The sequence below is a fragment of the Pseudomonas fluorescens genome, assembly GCF_005938625.1.
Taxonomy (GTDB): domain Bacteria; phylum Pseudomonadota; class Gammaproteobacteria; order Pseudomonadales; family Pseudomonadaceae; genus Aquipseudomonas; species Aquipseudomonas fluorescens_BD.
Genome location: NZ_VCNJ01000029.1, coordinates 115,637 through 130,724, shown reverse-complemented (window position 1 = coordinate 130,724; position 15,088 = coordinate 115,637). Strand labels below are relative to the sequence as shown.

Annotated in this window: 13 protein-coding genes; 4 read left to right on the top strand and 9 right to left on the bottom strand. The window is 59.1% G+C overall.

Going from position 1 to position 15,088, the window contains the following annotated elements:
- Positions 1-75: 75 nt before the first annotated feature.
- Positions 76-312: a hypothetical protein gene (locus tag FGA82_RS32140; protein WP_171057308.1), complete on the bottom strand. Its 237-nt coding sequence runs from the start codon at positions 310-312 to the stop codon at positions 76-78.
- Positions 309-569, bottom strand: a complete 261-nt coding sequence (locus FGA82_RS32135) for a hypothetical protein (RefSeq protein ID WP_171057307.1) — start codon at positions 567-569, stop codon at positions 309-311. Before FGA82_RS32135 ends, FGA82_RS32140 begins: the two co-directional genes overlap by 4 nt.
- Before the next feature lie 233 nt (positions 570-802).
- Here FGA82_RS32135 and FGA82_RS18805 point away from each other — a divergent pair, with 233 nt between their 5' ends.
- Positions 803-1,177 (top strand): hypothetical protein, encoded by a 375-nt coding sequence (locus FGA82_RS18805; RefSeq protein ID WP_095118436.1) that lies wholly within the window; start codon positions 803-805, stop codon positions 1,175-1,177.
- A complete protein-coding gene (locus FGA82_RS18800) occupies positions 1,174-1,371 on the top strand; it encodes a helix-turn-helix transcriptional regulator (RefSeq protein ID WP_141128214.1) in 198 nt (65 codons plus the stop codon). Before FGA82_RS18805 ends, FGA82_RS18800 begins: the two co-directional genes overlap by 4 nt.
- 36 nt (positions 1,372-1,407) lie before the next feature.
- On the opposite strand, the gene FGA82_RS18795 is transcribed toward FGA82_RS18800, so the two are convergent.
- The 3 genes from FGA82_RS18795 to FGA82_RS32130 all read right to left on the bottom strand — a co-directional run bounded on the left by FGA82_RS18795 (position 1,408) and on the right by FGA82_RS32130 (position 3,826).
- Positions 1,408-2,424, bottom strand: a complete 1,017-nt coding sequence (locus tag FGA82_RS18795; protein WP_141128213.1) for an ABC transporter substrate-binding protein — start codon at positions 2,422-2,424, stop codon at positions 1,408-1,410.
- 74 nt (positions 2,425-2,498) lie between these two features.
- Positions 2,499-3,518: a sterol desaturase family protein gene (locus FGA82_RS18790; protein WP_141128212.1), complete on the bottom strand. Its 1,020-nt coding sequence runs from the start codon at positions 3,516-3,518 to the stop codon at positions 2,499-2,501.
- A 167-nt stretch (positions 3,519-3,685) separates the two neighbouring features.
- Complete coding sequence (locus FGA82_RS32130; RefSeq protein ID WP_171057306.1) at positions 3,686-3,826, bottom strand: hypothetical protein; 141 nt, start codon at positions 3,824-3,826, stop codon at positions 3,686-3,688.
- Positions 3,827-3,952: 126 nt separating this feature from the next.
- On the opposite strand from FGA82_RS32130, the gene FGA82_RS18785 reads away from it, so the two are divergent.
- Positions 3,953-6,163, top strand: a complete 2,211-nt coding sequence (locus tag FGA82_RS18785; RefSeq protein ID WP_141128211.1) for an LTA synthase family protein — start codon at positions 3,953-3,955, stop codon at positions 6,161-6,163.
- 118 nt (positions 6,164-6,281) lie between these two features.
- Here FGA82_RS18785 and FGA82_RS18780 read toward each other — a convergent pair whose 3' ends face one another.
- On the bottom strand, positions 6,282-8,318 hold the full coding sequence (locus tag FGA82_RS18780) for a TonB-dependent receptor (protein ID WP_141128210.1): 2,037 nt from the start codon (positions 8,316-8,318) through the stop codon (positions 6,282-6,284).
- Between the two features lie 334 nt (positions 8,319-8,652).
- On the opposite strand from FGA82_RS18780, the gene katG reads away from it, so the two are divergent.
- Positions 8,653-10,923: a catalase/peroxidase HPI gene (gene katG, locus FGA82_RS18775; protein WP_141128209.1), complete on the top strand. Its 2,271-nt coding sequence runs from the start codon at positions 8,653-8,655 to the stop codon at positions 10,921-10,923.
- 396 nt (positions 10,924-11,319) lie between these two features.
- Here the strand turns inward: katG and pepN are convergent, their stop codons facing one another.
- The 3 genes from pepN to FGA82_RS18760 are packed head-to-tail and all read right to left on the bottom strand — an operon-like array spanning position 11,320 to position 15,075.
- On the bottom strand, positions 11,320-13,977 hold the full coding sequence (gene pepN, locus FGA82_RS18770; RefSeq protein ID WP_141128208.1) for an aminopeptidase N: 2,658 nt from the start codon (positions 13,975-13,977) through the stop codon (positions 11,320-11,322).
- Positions 13,978-13,987: 10 nt separating this feature from the next.
- Positions 13,988-14,818 (bottom strand): DUF2797 domain-containing protein, encoded by an 831-nt coding sequence (locus FGA82_RS18765; RefSeq protein WP_141128207.1) that lies wholly within the window; start codon positions 14,816-14,818, stop codon positions 13,988-13,990.
- Positions 14,815-15,075, bottom strand: a complete 261-nt coding sequence (locus tag FGA82_RS18760) for a YeaC family protein (protein ID WP_007919229.1) — start codon at positions 15,073-15,075, stop codon at positions 14,815-14,817. Before FGA82_RS18760 ends, FGA82_RS18765 begins: the two co-directional genes overlap by 4 nt.
- Positions 15,076-15,088: the final 13 nt, after the last annotated feature.

The following is a 15,088-nucleotide window of genomic DNA, read 5'->3' as shown; positions in this document are numbered from 1 at the left end:
GACTGAGCGGCAATAAAAAGGGGCGGCCTGATCGATGATCAGACCGCCCCTTTTTTGTTTTTGATGTGTGCCGAATTAACGATTGCGAGCCAAAGCCCTGCGCACGCTTTCCCGTGACATCCCCGAGCCGGAACGGGGCACGGCTTCAACGACGGTTGCCTTGGCCAACTGCTCCTTGCGCTTTTCCACCTCACGCCACTGGTAACCGAGATATCCGCCTGCCGCCACAATCCCCAGCCAACCGAACACCGAACTGACGAAGAACCACAGCCCAAGGGTGATCCACACGGTTTTCGAGGTGAATAACTTCAAGCTGTGACAGGCAGCGGTTCCACCGGTTCAACCGCTGCCTGCGTCACCGGTACTCTATGCACCCCATCCAGATCAATGCGCCAAGCGAAGTCCGCCCCGGCCACCGGAATGTCTAGCTGATTGCCTTCAGCACGATGCACCCGAATTTCGCCATCGACGAGCGACGTGGAGCTGAAACTGATCTGGGTTTCGTAGCGAATCTCGCCGTTGACCTGGGTCACGACCGTTCGTTTCTGGTCAATGGGGGTGTCGCGCATGTCGATTCCTTGAGCGTTCCACGTCGGACGACGTGCGAAGGGATAATCCGTTGGAGTCGAATGCTACTGAGTGGCTATTACGCTGTCCAGAAAGCGTGCCCTAAGCTGCAGACCTAAGCGAAAATCCTCCGGCATGAGTCTGTTCGAGGCTACCAGTCATGATGGAAAGCGTGCTTTACAGCGGATAAATCTTCGGTGACCATGTAAAGGGTCTTTTACATAGGAAGTAAAGAATGAACCGGTATTACCTCGAATTGGGCGCAGCATTAATCATCTACATGCTGGTGCTGACAGCTTCATTGATTGCCTCGCAATACCTGATGGACGCCCCCATCGTGCTGCGCTCGGCCGTCGCACTGACGCCGGTCATTCCGGCGGGACTGATGTGCTGGGCCATCGTGCGCAACATGCGGCGCATGGACGAAATGCATCTGCGCATCCAGTTCGAAGCGTTGGGGTTTGCCTTCGCCGCCTCGGCACTGTTGACCTTCAGCTACGGTTTTCTGGAAAACGTCGGCGCTCCGCACATTCCGTGGACGTGTGTGTGGCCGGTGATGGGGCTGATGTGGATTGTCGGCCTGCAAATTGCGCGACGCCGCTACCAATGAAAAATCGCCTCAAGGAATTGCGCGCCGAGCGCAAGTGGTCGCAAGTCGATCTGGCGCAACGCCTGAACGTGTCGCGCCAGACCATCAACGCCATCGAAAACGAACGCTACGACCCGAGCCTGCCACTGGCCTTTCAGATTGCCCGGGCGTTCGAGATGCCGATTGAAAGCATCTTCGATGATGGCGAATCCTGAATGGAAAAAGGGGCAACAGACGTTGCCCCTGTTCTATCAACTCCCCGCGCCACCATGCGCCTCTTCAAAGAAGTAATCCTTCCAGCTGTCAGCCTTGTTCTTCAGCACGCCCAGCTCCTGCAATTTTTCGGCGTAGATGAAGGTGCGCTGCGGCACCACGGTGAAATCGATTTCCGGGTCCTTGACGATTTGCTCGACCAGCGCAAGCGGCAACTTCGACTGCTCGACACGAATGTACGCCTGAGCCGCCGCCGGCTTATCAGCCTTGATGATCTTCTCGGCTTCGGCCAGCGCGTCATAAAACGCCTTGTAGGTTTTCGGGTTTTCGTCGTGGAATTTTTCCGTGGTGTACAGCACGTTGAATGTCGCCTGCCCGCCGAGCACGTCATAAGAGCTCAGCACTTTGTGCACGTTGGGATTTTGCAACGCCTGATACTGGAACGGTGGGCTGGAGAAGTGCGAGTTGATTTCCGAGCCGCCGGCAATCAGCGCGGCCGTCGCATCGGGGTGCGGCAGGCTCACTGAAATATCGTCGAATTTCTTGTACTGCGCGTCACCGAACTGCTTGGCGGTTTCGATCTGCAAGGTGCGCGACTGGAAGCCGACACCGGCGGCCGGCACGGCAATCCGGTCCTTGTCGGTGAAGTCCTTGAGGGTCTTGATGTTCGGATTGTTGGTCAGCAGATAGTTGGGCATCGAACCCAGTGCGGCGATGGCTTTGACGTTCTGTTTGCCCTTGGTGCGATCCCACACGGTGAGCATCGGCGGTACACCGGCGGAAACCACGTCGAGCGAGCCGGTGAGCAACGCTTCGTTCATCGCCGTGGCGCCGGAAATGCTGTTCCAGTCGACCTTGATGTCGAGGCCCTGCGCTTTGCCGTGTTTTTCGATGAGGTTCTGGTCACGCACTACATCGAGAATCAGGTAACCGATGCCGAACTGCTGAGCGATGCTGATCTTGCCTTCGGCCTGAGCGCCGGTGCTGAACAACGCACTCGCGGCCAAAGAAGCGGCCAACAGAGTCAGTGCGGAACGTTTGAACGGTGTGGCCATGACAACCTCGCAGCATGGGGTGGTTTGCTGAAAGGACTGACTTTATAGATATAAAAAACAGAACTTAAATATCTTTATCGCATATCGATAGCACGAGGACGTAAGGCAGACAGAAAGCGGCGCGCGCTGTCGACGAAGGGTGTGACGATCAAGTCGTACAGCGTGAGGTAGCGCCCGCGATCGGCCTCGCCCGTGCCAAAGCGCAACGGTTCCGGTGTTGAAGTGGTGAGATAGAGCGTGCCGAACATCCAGTCCCAGATCGACAGATTGGTGGCGAAGTTCTTGTTGTGGTGGCGTGGCGCATCGCTGTGGTGAATCTGGTGCTGCGCCGGGCTGTTGAGCACGTGCTCGATCGTCGGGCCAAACGATAACCAGACGTGACTGTGGCGCAGATTCGCCGCCAGGCTGTTGACGATCAGCACCAGCCAGGTCACGCCGAACAAGGTGTAGCGGCTGATCGCCCCTCCGCACGCGTACCAGACCACACCGGCAAATGCCCCGAGGCCGACCGTCATCACCAGTCGTTCCACCAGCGTTTCGACGATGTGAATCCGGCTCGCCGTGGCGGGCACCAGCACCGGCGCGGAATGATGAACCTTGTGAAAGTCCCACAGATAGCGCGAGTGAAAGGCGCGATGAATCCAGTAATGCAGGAAGTCTCTGAGCAGGAACACGCCCGATCCGTAAAACAGCGCAGTCATCGGGTGATTCGGCACTTGCTCGCGGGCGCCCCACAGCTGGGTAAAAAACTGCTGATAGTCGCCGGAGCGCAGGATCCACGGATCGATCAGCGCCACGATCGGCAGCACCCAGACGACTTTGAGAATGGCTTTGATGAAAAAGTAGCGATAGTCCAGCCACGCCGAGCGATGCCCGAACACGCGACTGCCACCGATGAAATGCCAGAAGGAGCTGGATGCGGTGAGTTGTCGGGATTTTCTGTAGCGGAACAGGACGTAAGCGACGCTGTAGGACGCGACAATAAAAGCTACGCCGAGGCGGCCATTCAGATCGAACAGACCGATGAACTGCCCGCTGACCGGGGCGATGATCCACCGATCGAGGTGAACATAGAGTTGCGCGAGAACATCCACGGAGGCTGATCTCCATCAGAGGTCGGGCATTGTAAATCGTAACGTTTCGCAAGTGCAGCTTTTGCGGATCAAAGGCCCCCTTCGATTGTGGCCTGCACAAATCAGATGTAGGAGCTGTCGAGTGAAACGAGGCTGCGATCTGTTGATTCCGGGTTTCGATACCAAGATCAAAAGATCGCAGCGTGCCGCAGCTCCTGCATTGGCATTCGTTGGCGGATGACGGGGTAAACAGCCTGAAACAATAAATCCACCAACAGCAATATCGCCGATTGCCCTGCCACACGAGGCCCGGTCAGGGCTGCAGACATTCCATCTCCTTCAGAAACCGCCGCACCAGCGCATCAGCTGTGCGTTTTAAAGGGCGATCAGACAGCTCACCCTTGGTATCATCGCGCACACTTTTATGACGATTTAATGGCTGGAAGGTCTTTTTTGTGAGCGCTCTTTTTAACCGGTTGCGGCAGCCGCATGCCCGCCTCTTTTCGCTGATTGTTCTGGTGCTGGTGGTGCCGGTGTGCCTGCGTGCGGCACTGGGCTGGTCGGCACCGCTGGGTTATTTGTCGGATCTGGCCATCGGCAGTCTGTTGGTGGTTTTGCTGCATCGTCGTGCCTGGTGGCTGGCCTTGCCGGCGCTGCTGTTCTGGGGATTGCTGGCAGTGGCAACCGCTGAACTGGTCAGCGCTGTCGGTCGTCTGCCTACGCCTTCCGACATTCATTATCTGATCGACCCGCAGTTCGTGGAGAACTCCACGGGTGGCGGGCTGGCGCATCCGGCATTGGGCATCACTTTGCTGCTGGCTCTGGTGTTCTGGCTGCTGACCCAGTTTGCCGGCCATGGCATGCCGCGTCCGGCCCTCCCCCGTGCTGTCTGGGGCGCGCCGCTGGTGCTGTTCGCCGCACACTGGGGTGCGCAAAACCTGTGGCCGAGCGAAGCAGACCCGTGGCGCCAGTACAACCTGCCGCACCAGTTGCTCGCCACCGAGGTCGCCGATCTGCAGATTCGGGGCGAGGAATGGCTGGACGGTGATGTCGAAGAAACCGCGCCGGCCATGGCCGGGCTCACCGACGTCGACCTCAACGGGCAGAAACTGCTGGCCGCGCCGGGGCAAGCGCGCAATGTGCTGATCATCGCCCTCGAAGGCATTCCCGGCGCCTACATTCGCGCCAACCGCGAGGCGATCGGTAGCCACTATCAGGAAGACCTGATGCCCAACCTCAGCCGCTGGGCCGAGCGCGGCATGAACACCCCGGATTACGTGCTGCATACCCACCAGACCATTCGCGGTCTGTACGCGATGCTTTGCGGCGATTACGACAAGCTCAACAACGGCACGCCCAAGGGTGTGGAAATGCTCACCCTCAACGAGCGCAATCAGGCCTGCCTGCCGGCGCAACTGCGTGAACACGGCTTCAGCACGCACTATCTGCAAGGTGCCGGGCTGCGCTTCATGGCCAAAGACAAGATCATGCCGCACATCGGTTTCGATGCAACTCATGGTCTGGAATGGTTCACCAACAGCAACTATCTGGAGTTCCCGTGGGGCAAGGATGACAAGGCGTTTTTCGAAGGCGCGTTGGACTATGTCGGCCAACTGAAAAAGCAGAAAAAACCTTGGATGCTGACATTGCTGACCGTTGGCACGCATCAGCCCTACTCCGCGCCCGAGGAATATCTGGAGCGCTACGAAACGCCAAAACAGGCGGCCGTCGGTTATCTCGACGATGCGCTGGAACAGTTCCTCCGCGGCCTCGAACGTCAGGGCGTATTGAAAGACACGCTGGTGGTGATCACCTCGGACGAATCCCACGGCATCGACGGCGTGCGCCTCGCGTCTTCATGGGGCTTCAATCTGACCCTGGCGCCGGAACATGAACAACTGCCACGGCTGAACAAAGGTGTGTATGGCCACGTCGATCTGAGTACGTCGATTCTCGATTACTTCGACCTGCCGGTGCCCTCCGCGCTGAGCGGTCGCTCGCTGTTTCGCGACTATGACAGCGGCCGCGAAATCATGTCATTCACCAACGGCAAGCTGCGCTATCACAACGGTCAGGGGATCTTTTCCGAGTGCGACATGCCGCGTCGCTGCCGCTATTACGAAAGCGCCGGTTTCATCGCTGAAAGCGCCACTTATAAAGGCAACTACAGCGGCCACCCGGCCCGGCAAATCGCCGCCCGCGCCAATGCCCTCGACCTGTCACTGCTGCGCACGCCACTCAATCATCGCTATCAATTCGGCAGCACCAACGTCATCCCGCTGCAAGCGCAGATCAAGGATGACTGGGCCGATAACCTGATCGGCGCGCAATACCTGGAAATGCCCAAAGGCTCGCACACCCGCGTACGCCTGACCGTGCGTTCGGTTGACCCGCAACAGGCCGCGTATATTCAACTCAAGGCCAAGGAGTTTGAACAGGATGTGCAGATCGGTTTGCCACAGGAGATGGTGGCAACCGCCGACCAGCCACTGGAAATGAACTTCAGCTTCGACAACCCGCAAGAGCGCAAAGCGTTTTCTTTCCATTTGCTGGGGTATGGATTGGGTGCGGTTGAAGTGACGGATTTCAGTGTGATCACTGAGTTGCCGGGGCAAGAGGACATCCTTGACGACGTGCCGGATGACGACACGGCTCAATCCACCTGATCACGCCCGTGTAGGAGCTGCCGCAGGCTCGGGCCGCGATCGGACGATCTTTCGCTTTTAAAATAGAGATCAAAAGATCGCAGCCTGCGGCAACTCCTTCAGCGGCAATCAGTGTTTGTCAGAACGTCGTACGCAACCCGACCTGAATGCTGCGCCCTTGCGCCGGCGCAATGTCGCGCAGGATCGAACTGGCATAACGCACGGTTTGATTGGTCAGGTTCTCGGCATTGACGAAGGCCAGCCATTGGCTCTGGCCGACATCGAAGTGATAGCCCACATTGGCGCCGAGCGTGGTGTAACCGTCAGTGCTGCTTTCATTGTCCGGCACGCGATGTTGTGAACTGGCGTGTTCGATATCGATGCGCGCCTGCCACTTGTCCAGTTCCCACAGCAGCCCGGTGTTGAACCGCAGCGGTGCGATGCGTGGCAAGTCTTCGCCGGTGTCGAGGTTCTTCGCTCGGGTGTAATCGCCAGACACTTCCAGGGCAAATTTGCCGTAGGCGCTTTCGCCAAGCTTCCAGTGATCCTGCGCTTCAATGCCGCTGAAGCGCGCCCGCACGCCGGAATAGGTGTATTCAGGAATACCGTCAGCGTCCTCTTCGCCCTCATCATTCAGCGTTCGGCCCGTGCCGAGCAAACCGATGTAATTGGAAAAGTGGCTGTAGAACACCCCTACACTGCCCTTGTGCGTGCCGTTATCGAAACGCAACGCGAGGTCGCTGGACACGGCTTTTTCCTTCGACAGCCCGGCATCGCCGACTTCATAGGTGCCGGTCGCTACGTGGGCACCGTTTGCGTAAAGCTCATAGAACGTCGGTGCGCGCTCGGTGTAGCCCAGCGTCGCGGCCACCGACCAGATCGGCGTCAGGGTGTACACCGCGCCAGAGGAAAGACTGCCCGCGGTGAAACTGCTGGTGCGGTCGGCGCTGGCGAAGCGCTCGTTACCCTTGGCATCCGGGTCAACTGTGGTGTGCTCAAGGCGTCCGCCGAGGGTGAACAGCAGTCGATCGGTGGCTTGCAATTCTTCAAGAATGAACAACGCAGCGGCATCGGTATCGGTCTGCGGCACGAACGCTTCTTCGCCGAGTGCCGAAAACTCGTTGCGGCTGACCTGCGCACCGATCACGCCATTGAACGGCCCCAACGGCTGGTGCCGCGCCTCGACCCGTGCCTCGTAACCTTTGTTCTTGAACGTCGTACCGACCTCGCCGCCTTCGATTTCGCGATGTTCGTAATCGGTGTAACCGGCATCCAGTTTGATCGAACTGAACGGCCCATCGAGATTGCGTATCTCCGAGGCGAAGGCGTAGTGCTCTTGTTGCATGCGGATGCGCACATCTTGTTCAGCGGGCGAACCGTAGTTGGAGTCGTAGTTGCTGTAGGACAGGCCGGCATAACCGTCGTCCCAGGTGTACGACCCGCCGACCGCGCCGCCGTCCTGTCGACCATCGCTGTTGCCCAGGCGATGCTTTTTCGAATCGCCGTCGTCGTTTGCGCGTTCGCGGCTGGTTCTCGCGTAACCGGGAATTTTCAGGTCATTGAACTCGCGGGCGCTAGCGTCCAGATGCAAAGCGAATTGGCCGTTACCGGCCTCCAGTTTGCCGGCGCTGCTGCGTGTGGTATCGGCACCGCCATAACGCAACTCACCAGCGCCATGAATGCCATCGATGGCCTCAGTCGGGATGCGGTTATCGAAGGTGTTGACCACCCCGCCAATGGCGCTGCCACCGTACAGCAGAGCCGCTGGGCCACGGACGATTTCAACGCGCTCGACGTTGACCGGATCCAGCGGCACCGCGTGATCGTAAGACAGCGACGAGGCATCCAGCGCGCCGACACCGTTGCGCAAGATGCGGATGCGGTCACCGTCCTGGCCGCGAATGATTGGTCGGCTCGCACCCGGGCCGAAGTACGACGAAGACACACCGGGTTGCTTGTTCAGGGTTTCTCCCAGGCTGCCCTTCTGTTGAAACGTGAGGTCATCGCCGCTGAGCACGGTCGATGGCGAAGCGAGTGTCTGGCTGCCGAGTGGATTGCCAGTGATGACTTGCGGTTGCAGTTCGAGAGTGTCGGCGGCAAACACAGGGGATGCAAAAAGCAGCGCGGCGGCCAACGGATTGAGGCGTCGTTGCAGGGGATTAGAACGGGCAGGCATTGCAGAATTTCCATGCGCTGAAAAGTGAAGATCGCTGGCAGCGCTTGCAGAAAACACTGACAGAAACAGAATGAAACGAATTTGATGTTATACAATAACATTTCTTCCTGTCATCACGATTTTCACTTTTGTTTTTTTGCAGAGGCTCAACAACGCGTGTTTCCAGCATGCAGCCGCTTTCGGCTCATCCGTGAAGCGCTCCGAAAAACGCTGAAAGACTTTACCTATCGGCGCCCAATAGTCGGCCTATTAGCTGACTCTCCAAGTCGGGTCTAGCCTTACTAGTCCGAAGTCGGCACGAGCCGGCCGTAGCAGACCTGATAAGGACCCGAACATGGCAAACGAATCGAAATGCCCGTTCAACCACGCCGCCGGTGGTGGTACGACGAACCGTGACTGGTGGCCGAATCAACTCAACCTGAAAATCCTGACTCAGCACTCGCCCAAGTCCGATCCGTTGGGCAAGGACTTCGACTACGCCAAAGCCTTCAAGAGCCTGGATTTCCAGGCGCTGAAACAAGACCTCACCGCATTGATGACCGACTCTCAGGACTGGTGGCCGGCCGACTTCGGGCACTACGGCCCTCTCTTCGTGCGCATGGCCTGGCACAGCGCCGGCACCTATCGCACCGCCGATGGCCGTGGTGGCGCCGGCTCCGGTCAGCAACGTTTTGCGCCACTGAACAGTTGGCCGGACAACGTCAGCCTCGACAAGGCCCGGCGCCTGCTGTGGCCGATCAAACAGAAATATGGCCGCAACATTTCCTGGGCGGATCTGATTGTCCTCACCGGTAACGTCGCGCTGGAATCGATGGGTTTCAAAACCTTCGGCTATTCCGGTGGCCGCGCCGATGTCTGGGAACCGGACGAGGACGTTTACTGGGGTTCGGAACACGAATGGCTCGGCGGCGACAGTCGCTATGGCAAGGACAAGGCGCCGATGCAGGAGCCCGGTGACGGCACACTGGTGGCCGAGCCGGACTTGCACGGTAAAGAGGAAAGCCGCACCGACCAGGGCGAACGCAATCTGGAAAACCCCCTCGCCGCCGTGCAAATGGGCCTGATCTACGTTAACCCTGAAGGTCCTGAAGGTAATCCGGACCCGGTGGCCTCGGCCCACGATATCCGCGAAACCTTTGGCCGCATGGCCATGAACGATGAAGAAACCGTGGCGCTGATCGCTGGCGGTCACGCCTTCGGTAAAACCCACGGCGCCGGGCCTGCCGATAATGTCGGCGCCGAACCGGAGGCCGCTGGGCTTGAAGAGCAAGGTCTGGGCTGGCGCAACGCTTTTGGTACCGGCAAGGGGGCGGACACCATCACCAGCGGCCTCGAAGTGACCTGGACGACCACGCCAACAAAGTGGAGCAACAACTACCTGGAAAACCTGTTCGGCTTCGAGTGGGAGCTGAGCAAAAGCCCGGCCGGTGCCCACCAGTGGATTCCGAAAAACGGCGCCGGTGCCGGCACCGTTCCCCACGCCCATGATCCGAGCAAAAAGCTTTCGCCGACCATGCTCACCTCCGACCTGGCGCTGCGTTTCGATCCGGCCTACGAGCAGATCTCCCGGCGCTTCCTCGCCAACCCGGATCAACTGGCCGACGCCTTCGCCCGCGCCTGGTACAAACTGATCCACCGCGACATGGGCCCGCTGTCGCGCTACCTCGGCCCGGAACTGCCGAGCGAAGAACTGCTGTGGCAGGATCCGATTCCAGACGTCACGCACCCGCTGATCGACGACAGCGACGCCGCGGCACTGAAAAGCAAAATCCTTGAGTCGGGCCTATCCGTTTCGCAACTGGTCTCGACGGCTTGGGCGGCACTGTCAACGTTCCGTGGTTCGGACAAACGCGGTGGCGCCAACGGTGGACGTCTGCGTCTGGCACCGCAGAAATTCTGGCAGGCCAATCAGCCGGAGCAGTTGGCCAAAGTGCTGCAAACCCTTGAGGGCATTCAGAACGAGTTCAATGGCGGCGGCGCTGGCAAGAAAGTCTCGCTGGCGGACCTGATCGTGTTGGCCGGGAATGCCGGGATCGAACAAGCGGCGAAAAACGCCGGGCACTCCGTCTCCGTGCCGTTCAATCCGGGGCGTACGGACGCCAGCCAAGAGCAAACCGATGTCGACTCGTTCGGTTTCCTTGAACCGATTGCCGATGGCTTCCGCAACTACAGCAAAGGCAAATACACCGTGTCGGCCGAGGCGCTGCTGATCGACAAGGCACAATTGCTCACCCTCACCGCGCCGGAAATGACTGTGTTGCTGGGTGGTTTGCGGGTGCTGAATACCAATGTCGGGCAAACCCGGCATGGTGTGTTCACTTCGCAAACTGAAGCGCTGACCAACGACTTCTTCACCAACCTGCTGGACATGGGCGTGGAGTGGAAGCCCACTTCAAGGGATGCTGACGAGTTCGAGGGACGCGACCGCAAAAGCGGCAGCGTGAAATGGACGGCGACCCGGGTGGATCTGGTATTCGGTTCCAACGCGCAATTGCGCGCATTGGCCGAGGTGTATGCGAGTGCGGATGCGAAGGAGCAGTTTGTTAAGGACTTTGTCGCGGCTTGGACGAAGGTCACCAACCTGGACCGGTTTGACGTGAAGTAACTTTCAGTCAAAAAAAAACGCCGCATTGATTAATGCGGCGTTTTTTATGTATATGGCTTGGGCTTTGTGGTGAGGCTTACATCTTACCCCCTCACCCCAGCCCTCTCCCCCAGGGGGGCGAGGGGGAAAGGGAGCCGATCTTCATGCTGTTCAAAATCTGAGTTCGACTCCGGACTTTCAGGTCGGCGTATAGCGCAAAGACACCCCGGTCAGTCCCCTCTCCCACTGGGAGAGGGTTAGGGTGAGGGGCTTTTGATCTGTTTCAGAATCTGAGCTCGACTCCGCACTTTCAGGTCGGTGTATAGCGCAAAGACACCTCGGTCAGTCCCCTCTCCCACTGGGAGAGGGTTAGGGTGAGGGCCGCTCCAAAGCTGGAACACCGACGCCAAAACACCATCAAGCCAGGCTTTTGCTCACCACCTCATACACGTCACTCGACAACTGCCCCGACGCCCGAATCCGCTCCAGCTCAGCCTTCATCAACGCCTGCCGCGCCGCGTCATATTTACGCCAGCGGGTCAGCGGCGCCAGTTGGCGCGAAGCGATCTGCGGGTTGAAGCCGTTCAGCTCAATCACCAGATCCGCGAGGAAGCGATAACCCGAGCCGTCCGCCGCGTGGAAGTTGATCAGGTTCTGCCCGGCAAACGCGCCGACCAGCGCACGCACCTTGTTCGGGTTCTTGATGTTGAACGCCGGGTGCTGCATCAACGCTTTCACCCGCTCCAGGCCGCCCGGCAAGGTGCTGCCGGCCTGCACGCTGAACCACTGATCCATGACCAACGGGTTGTCCTTGAAGTGCTCGGCGAAACTGGCCAGCGCCAATGCCTTCTGCTCTTCGAACGGCGAGTTGACCAACACCGCCAGCGCCGTCAACCGCTCGGTCATGTTGTCGGCGCTCTCGAACTGCTCCAGCGCCGCCGCCAGGACTTCCGGCTTGCCGCTGAGCATCAGGTACGACAGCGCAATGTTCTGCAGCGCGCGACGGGCGAAGTGCTCGGCCTCGGCCACATACGGGGTTTGCTTCGACAGGTCACGATTGGCCTGATAACGCAGCCACAGCGCTTCGAACAAACCTTCTGCCAATTGCTGACGAGCGAACTCACGGGCGATATGAATCGCATCGACGTCAGCCACTTCGCTGATTTCAGTGAGGTACGCCTCACCCGGCAACGAGAGCATTTCCGCGACCATCGCCTGATCCAGCGATTCGTCCGACAGGACAGTGCGCAGTGCCGACACCAGACGCGGGTCAAGCTTCAGGCTCTCGCCCTTCTGCTGCTGGCCGATCAACTCTTGCAGCACTTGCACCGACAGCTGCTGACCGGCATCCCAGCGGTTGAAGCCGTCGCTGTCGTGCTGCATCAGGAACATCAACTGATCGCGGTTGTACGGGAAGCTCAGTTTCACCGGCGCCGAGAAGCCGCGCAGCAACGATGGCAGCGGTTGCTCAGCGATGTCGACGAAGGTGAAGGTCTGCTCGGCTTCGGTCACCGAGATCACGCGAGTGGTGCCTTGCGCCGCCGCTTCGCCGCTCAGACGCAGGGCAATTTCGTTGCCCTTGCTGTCGAGCAGGCCGAGCTCGACCGGGATCACGAACGGCAGTTTTTCGACCTTGTCCGGGGTTTCCGGGCAGCTCTGACGGAAGGTCAAGCTGTAGGTTTTTGCGGCAGCGTCGTAAGACTCGCTCACCGCCAGACGCGGCGTGCCGGCCTGGCTGTACCAGCGCTTGAACTGGGTCAGGTCGACGCCGTTGGCATCTTCCATGGCCTTGATGAAATCGTCGCAGGTGACTGCCTGACCGTCATGGCGCTCGAAGTACAGATCGCTGCCCTTACGGAAGCCTTCGGCACCGAGCAAGGTGTGGATCATGCCGACCACTTCCGAACCCTTTTCGTACACGGTCAGGGTGTAGAAGTTGGAGATTTCGATGAAGCTGTCCGGGCGCACGGCGTGAGCCATGGGACCTGCATCTTCAGCGAACTGGTGGGTACGCAGATAGGCGACGTCCTGAATGCGCTTGACCGTGGCCGAGTTCATGTCGGCCGAGAAGCCGGAATCGCGGAATACGGTGAAGCCTTCTTTCAGCGACAGCTGGAACCAGTCGCGGCAGGTCACGCGGTTGCCCGACCAGTTGTGGAAGTATTCATGAGCGACGATCGCTTCAACGCGCTGATGCGCGGCGTCGGTAGCGGTTTCGGCGCGGGCCAGTACGGCGCTGGAGTTGAAGATGTTGAGGCCCTTGTTCTCCATCGCGCCCATGTTGAAGTCATTCACGGCGACGATCATGAAGATGTCCAGATCGTACTCGCGACCGTAGACCTCTTCGTCCCAGCGCATCGACTTCTTCAGGCTGTTCATCGCGTGCTGGCACTTGTCGATGTTTTCCGGCTCGACATAGATGCGCAGTGCAACGTTGCGGTTGGTCATGGTGGTAAAAGTGTCTTCGACGCACCACAAGTCACCGGCCACCAGCGCGAACAGGTACGCCGGTTTCATGAACGGGTCTTCCCAGGTCGCCCAGTGCCGGCCGTCTTCGCCGGGGCCACTGGCAATCGGGTTGCCGTTGGAGAGCAATACCGGATAGCTGTGCTGCTCGGCGACCACGGTGGTGGTGAACTTGCTCATCACGTCCGGGCGGTCGAGGTAATAGGTGATCTTGCGGAAACCTTCGGCTTCGCACTGGGTGCAGAACATCGTGCCGGACTTGTACAGGCCTTCGAGCGCGGTGTTGGTTTCCGGGTGGATCTTGACGCTGGTGTCGACCGTGAAGGTTTCGGCGGTCGGCTGCAGGGTCAGATGATTCTCGGACAATTGATAGTCAGCAGCGCCAAGCTCTTTATCGGCCAGGGTCACCGAGAGCAATTCCAGCTGCTGGCCATCGAGCACCAGCGGCGGCAGGCCCGGGCCACGCGCCGGGTTGCGGCGCATGACCAACTGCGCGTGCACCAGGCTGTGATCCTCGAACAACTCGAAGGTCAGGTGTGTTTCGTCGATCAGGTACTCGGGCGCCTGATAGTCCTTCAGGTAAATCATCTTCGGTTGTTCGGTGCGCATGCTGGCGTCCTTATTGATGCACGGCGAGCTGATAGGCCGTGTACTTGCGAATGTTGATCACGCCGGTGTCGAAGATCAGGTACTGGCCCTTGATCCCCAACAACGTGCCTTCGGCAATCGGGTTCTTGTCCAGGTTGAAGCTAACGATTTTGGCCGGGTATTGCTCGACCGGGTAGCGGATTTCCAGCGGTTCTACATCGGCAATCGTCTGAATGGCTTGTAGGCCGAATCGCTCTTGCAAGCCTTGCAGACCTTCAGCGCAACTCTCGAACAGTTGATCGCGCACTTGCGCCAGATCGACCGCTACCGCATCGCCCTTGAGCAACGCGCGCCAGTTGGTCTTGTCGGCCACCTGACTGCGGAACAGATCTTCAACAAAGCCCGATTGCTGCCGCGTTGCAACGCGCATGATCGGCAACGCCTGACACGCACCCTGATCGATCCAGCGAGTCGGCAGTTGCGTAGCACGAGTGATGCCAACCTTGATGCCCGACGAATTGGACAGGTAAACCACATGATCGGTCATGCAGAACTGCTCGCCCCACGCTGGATCGCGGCAGGTGCCGGCGTCATAGTGGCAACGCTCCGGGCTCATGATGCACAGGTCGCACTGCGCCAGTTTGGTCATGCACGGATAGCAATAGCCCTGACTGAAACTGGTTTTGGTCTTGCGCCCGCAATGGGTGCAGTGGATCGCCCCCAGGTATTCCAGACGCACCGTAGTGCCGATCAACGGATTGACCGGCACCTCGACGTCATCCAGACGAAACGCGTATTGCACATTCGGCCCGTCCAGGCGCGCCGACATTTTGCTGATTGCACCGCGGCCAATCTCGATCAATGGATGGCATCCGACTTGAACAGGATATTCGGCACTTCGATCGACTTCGATGCACATTCCTGCGGGCCCATGTAACCGGTGCGCTGGTCTTCCGGCAGGTTCTGGATTTCCCAGGCGATCATCGCCTGCAACGACAGCTCGCGCTGCTCGGCGGTGAGTTTGCCACCGTCCGACCACTTGCCGATTTCCACGGCCAGCTTCAGGCTCTCGTAGATGTCCGGGGTAATGTTGTTGATCATGTCGTTAAAAGAGGACATCAGGGTCTCCGTG

Bases quoted from the DNA above. Each gene is read 5' to 3' on its own strand.
- FGA82_RS32135 (WP_171057307.1), bottom strand. From the start codon at position 569: ATGCGCGACACCCCCATTGACCAGAAACGAACGGTCGTGACCCAGGTC.
- FGA82_RS18760 (WP_007919229.1), bottom strand. From the start codon at position 15,075: ATGTCCTCTTTTAACGACATGATCAACAACATTACCCCGGACATCTAC.
- katG (WP_141128209.1), top strand. From the start codon at position 8,653: ATGGCAAACGAATCGAAATGCCCGTTCAACCACGCCGCCGGTGGTGGT.
- FGA82_RS18805 (WP_095118436.1), top strand. From the start codon at position 803: ATGAACCGGTATTACCTCGAATTGGGCGCAGCATTAATCATCTACATG.
- FGA82_RS18780 (WP_141128210.1), bottom strand. From the start codon at position 8,318: ATGCCTGCCCGTTCTAATCCCCTGCAACGACGCCTCAATCCGTTGGCC.
- FGA82_RS18800 (WP_141128214.1), top strand. From the start codon at position 1,174: ATGAAAAATCGCCTCAAGGAATTGCGCGCCGAGCGCAAGTGGTCGCAA.
- FGA82_RS32130 (WP_171057306.1), bottom strand. From the start codon at position 3,826: ATGTCTGCAGCCCTGACCGGGCCTCGTGTGGCAGGGCAATCGGCGATA.
- pepN (WP_141128208.1), bottom strand. From the start codon at position 13,977: ATGCGCACCGAACAACCGAAGATGATTTACCTGAAGGACTATCAGGCG.
- FGA82_RS18795 (WP_141128213.1), bottom strand. From the start codon at position 2,424: ATGGCCACACCGTTCAAACGTTCCGCACTGACTCTGTTGGCCGCTTCT.